This is a genomic window from Geodermatophilus sp. SYSU D01186 (assembly GCF_054050215.1).
Genome location: NZ_JBJGYW010000071.1, coordinates 1 through 6,579 on the forward strand (window position 1 = coordinate 1; position 6,579 = coordinate 6,579).

A 6,579-nucleotide genomic window follows, 5' to 3' on the forward strand; every position below is an offset into this window, starting at 1 on the left:
ATCCACACGGGGTATGTGCCCGTCTAGCCGGGGCGGTTTGGTTTGGTGGTGGCCCCCACCCCCGCCGCGTTTGGCGCGGCGCCGCCGGGTCCCGGGACCCGGCGGCGCGGCGTCGTCAGACGCTGACGGTGCTCGCGACGGCGCGGAGCTTGTGCCGCGCCAGGGCGAGGTTCGCCGTCACGCGGTTGAGCACGAGGTAGATGAACAGGCCGGAGTTGCCCTGCCCCTTGAGCACGTTGATCAGGTGGTACTGGTTCTGCAGCGTGATCAGGACGTCCTCGATCTCGTCCTTCAGCTCGAGGTCCTGGATGGTGCGCAGCTTCGCGCGCACCACGTTCGAGTTCCCCGCGGCCGCGACGTTGAGGTCGAACCCGGGCGTCCCTCCGGCCGCGAGGGCCATGCCGCTGTCGATGTCGACGATCGCGGCGCCGCTGGCGCCCTCGATCGCGAGCAGGTCGGCGATGACGTTGTCGAGCTGTGCCACGGATGGGGCTCCTGTCGTCTCGTTGGCGGGCCGCAGCGGGGTGCTGCGGACCGGATCGGGGGGCGTCCCGGCCGGGCCGGTCGAGCCGGACGCCTGTCGGCGCGCGGTGTGCCGGGGTGACGACGGTGCCGCTCCGACACGCGTCGCACCGGCCGGAGCACGGTGCGCGGCCTCCTCGTCGACGGCGGGCGGCACGTCCGGCTGCGGTGTCCGCCCCGGCCGGGACCCGTCGCCGGGTGCCCGATCCGGGTACGGCGGTCGCTGCGCGGCGAGCTCGTACGGGGTGGGGCGTCCCCACGGCCACAGCGACGCCCACCACCCGCTTGCCATGCCTTGTTCCGCCTTCGCCGAGGGGGCTCAGAACCCCAGACAACACGTCTCCGCGAGGCCGGGCAAACCGGTCGACGTATCTGCAGGTGAGCGCGCCGACACCGACGGCGACCGTCGCTGGACCCGTCGGGTCGGGCCCCCGCGCCACGGTCGGCGTGCGGTCCTGGCCGGGAAACCGGCCGGAGGGCGGTGGCCGGCCCTCCGGTACGTTCCGCGGGGACCGGAGCGGGCCGGCACCGAGCGCCGCCGTCAGGAGGAGACCGCCGTGAAGACCAGGGACCTCGCCTACGTCGCGCTCTTCGCCGCGATCGTGGCCGTGCTCGGGCTGCTGCCGCCGGTCCCCGTGCCGGGCATCCCGGTGCCGATCACGGCGCAGACCCTCGGCGTGATGCTGGCCGGCTCCGTGCTCGGCGCCAAGCGCGGCGGGCTGGCGCTGCTGGTGTTCCTGGCCGTGGTCGCCGTCGGCGCCCCGGTGCTGTCGGGGGGCCGCGGCGGCCTGGGCGTCTTCGTCGGTCCGACGGCCGGCTACCTGTACAGCTGGCCGGTCGCGGCGTTCGTGATCGGCTGGCTGACCCAGCTGTTCTGGCGGCGGTTCAACCTCGCCTGGGCGCTGGTGGCCAACCTGGTCGGCGGCGTGGTCGTCATCTACGCCATCGGCATCCCGTTCACCAGCCTCTACGCCGACATCCCGCTGTCGGCGTCGTTCACCGGCGCGCTGGCGTTCATCCCCGGTGACGTGGTCAAGGCCGTGGCCGCCTCGGTGGTGGCCGTCGCCGTCCGTCGCGCCTACCCGGTGATCGAGCTGCCCGCGCGGCGCGCCACCGCCGGCTGAGTCCGCTCGTGCGGTGGGGACGGCGCGCAGCCGCCGCGGCGTCCGCGGAGACCCTCCCGCGGACGGCGGTCGAGCTGCGCGGGGTCTCCCACGCCTACGGCGACCGCACCGTGCTCGCCGACGTCTCGGTGACCCTGACCGAATCCCGGGTGGGCGTGATCGGCGCCAACGGCTCGGGCAAGAGCACCTTCGCCCGGCTGCTCAACGGCCTGGTCGTGCCGACCGCGGGCACGGTGCTCGTCGACGGCCTGGACACCCGCACCCGGGCGCGGGAGGTGCGCCGGCGGGTCGGCTTCGTCTTCCAGGACCCCGACGCGCAGATCGTGCACCCCACCGTCGCCGAGGACCTCGCCTTCGGCCCGACCAACCAGGGGGTGGACGCCGCGGAGATCGCCCGGCGGGTGGACGACGTCCTGGCGCGGTACGGGCTGGCCGACCACCGCGACCACCCCGCGCACCTGCTGTCGGGCGGGCAGAAGCAGCTGCTGGCCATCGCCGGTGTCCTGGTGATGCACCCGGAGCGGATCGTGTTCGACGAGCCGACCACCCTGCTCGACCTCGCCAACACCCGGCGGGTGGCCCGCGTCATCGACGAGCTGGCGCAGGACGTCGTCGTGGTGACCCACCACCTGGACCTGCTGGCCGGCTTCGACCGGGTGCTGGTGTTCGAGGACGGCCGCGTCGCCGCCGACGGCTCGCCCGCCGAGACGGTGCCCTGGTACGTGGCGAGGATGGGCTGATGCTGTCGCTGTACCTCCCGGGCACCAGCCCGGTGCACCGCGCGCCGGCCGGCCTGAAGCTGGCCGTGCTGGCGTCGCTCGGCGTCGGGCTGTTCCTGGTGTCGCGGGTGGAGGTGGTGGCCGGGGCGCTGGTCGCCGTGCTGGCGCTGGGTCTGGTGGTGGCGCGGCTGCCTGCCCGCGCACTGTGGGCGCAGGTGCGGCCGGTGTGGGTCTGGCTGGCCGCGCTGTTCGTCGTCCACCTGGTCGTGACCGGGCCGCTGACCGGTGCGGTGGCGGTGCTGCGCCTGCTCACCCTGGTGGTGGCCGCGGCGATGGTCACCGCGACCACCCGCGTGACGGCGCTGGTGGCGGTCGTGGAGTGGCTGGCCGGGCCGCTGCGGGTGGTGGGCGTGCGCCCCGCGCGAGTGGGGCTGGTGGTCGCGATGACCCTGCGCTTCATCCCGCTGCTGGCCGAACGCGCGGCCCGGATCCGCGAGGCGCAGGCCGCACGGGGCGCCGAGCGCGTGCGGCTCGGGCTGCTCGTGCCGCTGATCATCTCGGTGCTGCAGCTGGCGCACACCCTCAGCGAGGCCCTCGACGCCCGGGGCGCCGACGACACGCCGCTGCGTGCGGCCGGCCCGACGGGAACGGCGTGACCGGGGCGGGCGTCGTGACCGGGATCTGGCTGACCGGGGAAGCGGCGGCGCCGATGCGGCGGGTGCCGTCGGCCCGGCTGCTGGCCGGCCGGGGCCTCGAGGGCGACCGGTACGCCCTCGGCGGCGGCACGTGGGCCCGGTACCCGGACCTGGAGAAGCAGCTGACGCTCATCGACGCCGGCGACGTGGCCGCCGTCGCGGCGGAGGTGGGCGTGGAGCTGACGCCCGGGGACACCCGCCGCAACGTGGTGACCACGGGGATCGACCTGCCGTCGCTGGTCGGCCGGTGGTTCGCCGTCGGCGACGCGCTGCTGTTCGGCATGAAGCGCTGCCCGCCGTGCACCCACCTGGAGCGGCTGACCGGGGCCCGGCTGGTCAAGGCGATGGTGCACCGCGGCGGGATCAACGCCGCGGTCTTCGCCGGCGCGCCGATCGCCGAGGGGGCGCCGGTGCGGCCGGTGACCGAGGAGGAGGCCGCCCGGCGGGGGGCGCCCACGGGCGCCGATCGCCCGGTGCCGCGGGTCGTCGGCGGCTGACCGCCCGCCACGCTCGCGGCCCGGTCGTCGGTCTCCGGGAGCTCGTGCTCTGCCCACCAGGGTGGGCAGAGCACGACCGCCGGTGGAACCCCGCCGCCGCCCGGGTCGTGGAACGGACGTGGACACGCTGCGGACGCTGCTCAACCTCGTCTGGCTGGTGTTCCAGGGCTGGATCCTGGCGCTGGCCTACGCCCTGGCCGGCCTGGTCGCCTGCCTGCTGGTCGTCACCATCCCGTTCGGCATCGCGGCGTTCCGGCTGGCGGGCTTCGTGGTCTGGCCCTTCGGCCGGACGACGGTGCCGGCGCCGGGGGCCGGAGCCGCCTCGGCCCTGGGCAACCTCGTGTGGTTCCTCGTGGCCGGGTGGTGGCTGGGCCTGATCCACGTCGTCAGCGGGATCGGCTTCTGCCTGACCATCGTCGGCATCCCGTTCGGGATCGCGTCGTTCAAGCTCGCCGCGGTCGGCCTCTTCCCGCTGGGCAAGCGGGTGGTGCCGACCGCTCCCCCGCGCGACTGGCTGCACGCCGGCTCGGGAGTGGTACGGACGGCGCCCGCCCGCTGAGCAGGCGGCGGGCGCTGGGGTGGCGGTTCAGGCCTCAGCCGGCTCGTCGGTCCAGCGGGCGAGGAACTCCTTCTCCCCCGGCGTGAGGCGGCGCGGCCGGTTGAGGGCGAAGTCGAAGGGGACCAGCAGGGTGCTGCCGGTGACGGCGAGCTGCCCGTGGTCGAACAACTCGTAGTGGCAGGTGAACGCCGCCGCCCGGATCCCGGACACCCAGACCTGCACCTCCAGGGGCTCGGCGTCGTAGACCACCGAGCGCTTGTACTGGATGTCGTGCCCGGCGACGACCAGCCCGCGCCGCATCCCGGTCGCCGAGTCGTGGGTCGGGTGCTCGAAGAACAGGTTCACCCGGGCCATCTCGAAGTAGCCGAGGAAGGCGACGTTGTTGATGTGCTGGTAGGCGTCCATGTCCGACCAGCGCATCGGGACGCGCACGGTGTGCCTCACGCGCTCCACCCTGCCGTACCGGGAGCGCCGTCCTGCACGCCGGTCCGCCGTCGACCCGGCCTCCGGTCGACGACGGCCCCGGCCCGAACGGCGGCGGCCGGCCGGAGCGGGTGCTCCGGCCGGCCGCCGGCGAGGTTCTCGCTGCGCTGTGCCGGGTCGGCCCCGTCCAGAGGCTCACCGCGAGCTCGCGAGCGGTGACGAGGACGGGTCCTTGTTCAGTCCCGGGTGAGCTTCCGGTAGGTGGCGCGGTGCGGGCGGGCCGCCTCCGGGCCGAGGCGCTCGACCTTGTTCTTCTCGTAGTCGGCGAAGTTGCCCTCGAACCAGAACCACTTGGACTCGCCCTCGTAGGCGAGGATGTGGGTCGCCACCCGGTCGAGGAACCAGCGGTCGTGGCTGACCACGACGGCGCAGCCAGGGAACTCCAGCAGCGCGCTCTCCAGGCTGGTCAGCGTCTCGGTGTCGAGGTCGTTGGTCGGCTCGTCGAGAAGCAGCAGGTTGCCACCCTGCTTGAGGGTCAAGGCGAGGTTGAGGCGGTTCCGCTCACCGCCGGAGAGCACGCCGGCCGGCTTCTGCTGGTCCGGGCCCTTGAACCCGAACGCGGCGACGTAGGCCCGCGACGGCATCTCCACGTTGCCGACCTTGATGTGGTCCAGGCCGTCGGACACGACGTCCCACAGCGTCTTCTTGGGGTCGATGCCGCTGCGGTTCTGCTCGACGTAGGAGAGCTTGACCGTCTCGCCGACCTTGATCTCGCCGTCGTCGGGCTTCTCCTCGCCGACCAGCATCTTGAACAGCGTGGTCTTGCCGACGCCGTTGGGGCCGACCACGCCGACGATGCCGTTGCGCGGCAGGGTGAACGACAGGTCGTCGATGAGCAGGCGATCACCGAAGCCCTTGGTGAGGTTCTTCGTCTCGACCACGACGTTGCCCAGGCGCGGGCCCGGCGGGATCTGGATCTCCTCGAAGTCCAGCTTGCGGTACTTCTCGGCCTCGGCCGCCATCTCCTCGTAGCGCTGGAGACGGGCCTTGCTCTTGGCCTGCCGGGCCTTGGCGCCCGACCGGACCCACTCCAGCTCCTCGGCCAGCCGCTTCTGCCGCTTGGCGTCCTTGGCGCCCTCGACCTTGAGGCGGGCGGCCTTGGTCTCCAGGTAGGTGGAGTAGTTGCCCTCGTACGGGTAGGCGCGGCCGCGGTCGAGCTCGAGGATCCACTGGGCGACGTTGTCGAGGAAGTACCGGTCGTGGGTGACGGCGACGACGGTGCCGGCGTACTTCTCCAGGTGCTGCTCCAGCCACGCCACGCTCTCGGCGTCGAGGTGGTTGGTGGGCTCGTCGAGCAGCAGCAGGTCGGGCGCCTCGAGCAGCAGCTTGCACAGCGCGACGCGGCGACGCTCACCACCGGAGAGGACGGTGACGTCGGCGTCGCCGGGCGGGCAGCGCAGCGCGTCCATGGCCTGCTCGATACGGGCGTCGAGCTCCCAGCCGTCGTGGTTCTCGATGACCTCCATGAGCTCGCCCTGCTCGGCGAGGAGCGCGTCGAAGTCGGCGTCGGGTTCCCCCATCGCCGCGCTGACCTCCTCGAAGCGGCTCAGCGCGTCGCGCAGGGGCTTGACCGCCTCCTCGACGTTGCCGCGCACGTCGAGCGCCTCGTTCAGCGGCGGCTCCTGCAGCAGGATGCCGACCGAGGCGTCCGGTGCGAGCATCGCCTCGCCGTTGGAGGGCTGCTGCATGCCGGCCATGATCTGGAGCACGGTCGACTTGCCGGCGCCGTTGGGGCCGACCACGCCGATCTTGGCGCCGGGCAGGAACGACAGGGTGACGTCGTCCAGGATCACCTTGTCGCCGTGCGCCTTGCGCGCACGCACCATGGTGTAGATGTACTGAGCCACTGGGCTTCGCAGGCCTTCCGTCGATTCGCGAGTGGGGGGGGGGGGGGGGGGGGGGGGGGGGCGGGGCCGCCCGCGCGCCGGCCCGCGCCCCCCCCCCCCCCCCCCCCCCCCCCCCCCCCGCCCCGCCCCCGGG

Annotated in this window: 8 protein-coding genes; 5 read left to right on the plus strand and 3 right to left on the minus strand. The window is 73.7% G+C overall.

The features are described from left to right. Positions 1-115 precede the first annotated feature (115 nt). Positions 116-484 (minus strand): hypothetical protein, encoded by a 369-nt coding sequence (locus ACI784_RS25110; protein WP_456922700.1) that lies wholly within the window; start codon positions 482-484, stop codon positions 116-118. Between the two features lie 595 nt (positions 485-1,079). On the opposite strand from ACI784_RS25110, the gene ACI784_RS25115 reads away from it, so the two are divergent. The 5 genes from ACI784_RS25115 to ACI784_RS25135 all read left to right on the plus strand — a co-directional run bounded on the left by ACI784_RS25115 (position 1,080) and on the right by ACI784_RS25135 (position 4,116). Further along, positions 1,080-1,646 (plus strand): biotin transporter BioY, encoded by a 567-nt coding sequence (locus ACI784_RS25115; protein ID WP_456922701.1) that lies wholly within the window; start codon positions 1,080-1,082, stop codon positions 1,644-1,646. Positions 1,647-1,654: 8 nt separating this feature from the next. Then, on the plus strand, positions 1,655-2,386 hold the full coding sequence (locus tag ACI784_RS25120) for an energy-coupling factor ABC transporter ATP-binding protein (RefSeq protein ID WP_457015323.1): 732 nt from the start codon (positions 1,655-1,657) through the stop codon (positions 2,384-2,386). Further along, positions 2,386-3,021, plus strand: coding sequence for an energy-coupling factor transporter transmembrane component T family protein (locus ACI784_RS25125; protein ID WP_457015324.1), 636 nt, complete (start codon positions 2,386-2,388; stop codon positions 3,019-3,021). Before ACI784_RS25120 ends, ACI784_RS25125 begins: the two co-directional genes overlap by 1 nt. Beyond that, on the plus strand, positions 3,018-3,557 hold the full coding sequence (locus ACI784_RS25130; protein WP_457015325.1) for an MOSC domain-containing protein: 540 nt from the start codon (positions 3,018-3,020) through the stop codon (positions 3,555-3,557). Before ACI784_RS25125 ends, ACI784_RS25130 begins: the two co-directional genes overlap by 4 nt. A 118-nt stretch (positions 3,558-3,675) precedes the next feature. Beyond that, positions 3,676-4,116, plus strand: a complete 441-nt coding sequence (locus tag ACI784_RS25135; protein ID WP_456925922.1) for a YccF domain-containing protein — start codon at positions 3,676-3,678, stop codon at positions 4,114-4,116. A 27-nt stretch (positions 4,117-4,143) separates the two neighbouring features. Here ACI784_RS25135 and ACI784_RS25140 read toward each other — a convergent pair whose 3' ends face one another. After that, positions 4,144-4,560, minus strand: a complete 417-nt coding sequence (locus tag ACI784_RS25140) for an acyl-CoA thioesterase (RefSeq protein WP_456925923.1) — start codon at positions 4,558-4,560, stop codon at positions 4,144-4,146. 215 nt (positions 4,561-4,775) lie between these two features. Then, a complete protein-coding gene (gene ettA, locus ACI784_RS25145) occupies positions 4,776-6,446 on the minus strand; it encodes an energy-dependent translational throttle protein EttA (RefSeq protein WP_457015326.1) in 1,671 nt (556 codons plus the stop codon). Positions 6,447-6,579 lie beyond the last annotated feature (133 nt).

Excerpts from the sequence above, each read along its gene's own strand:
- ACI784_RS25125 (WP_457015324.1), top strand. The coding sequence starts at position 2,386 with ATGCTGTCGCTGTACCTCCCGGGCACCAGCCCGGTGCACCGCGCGCCG.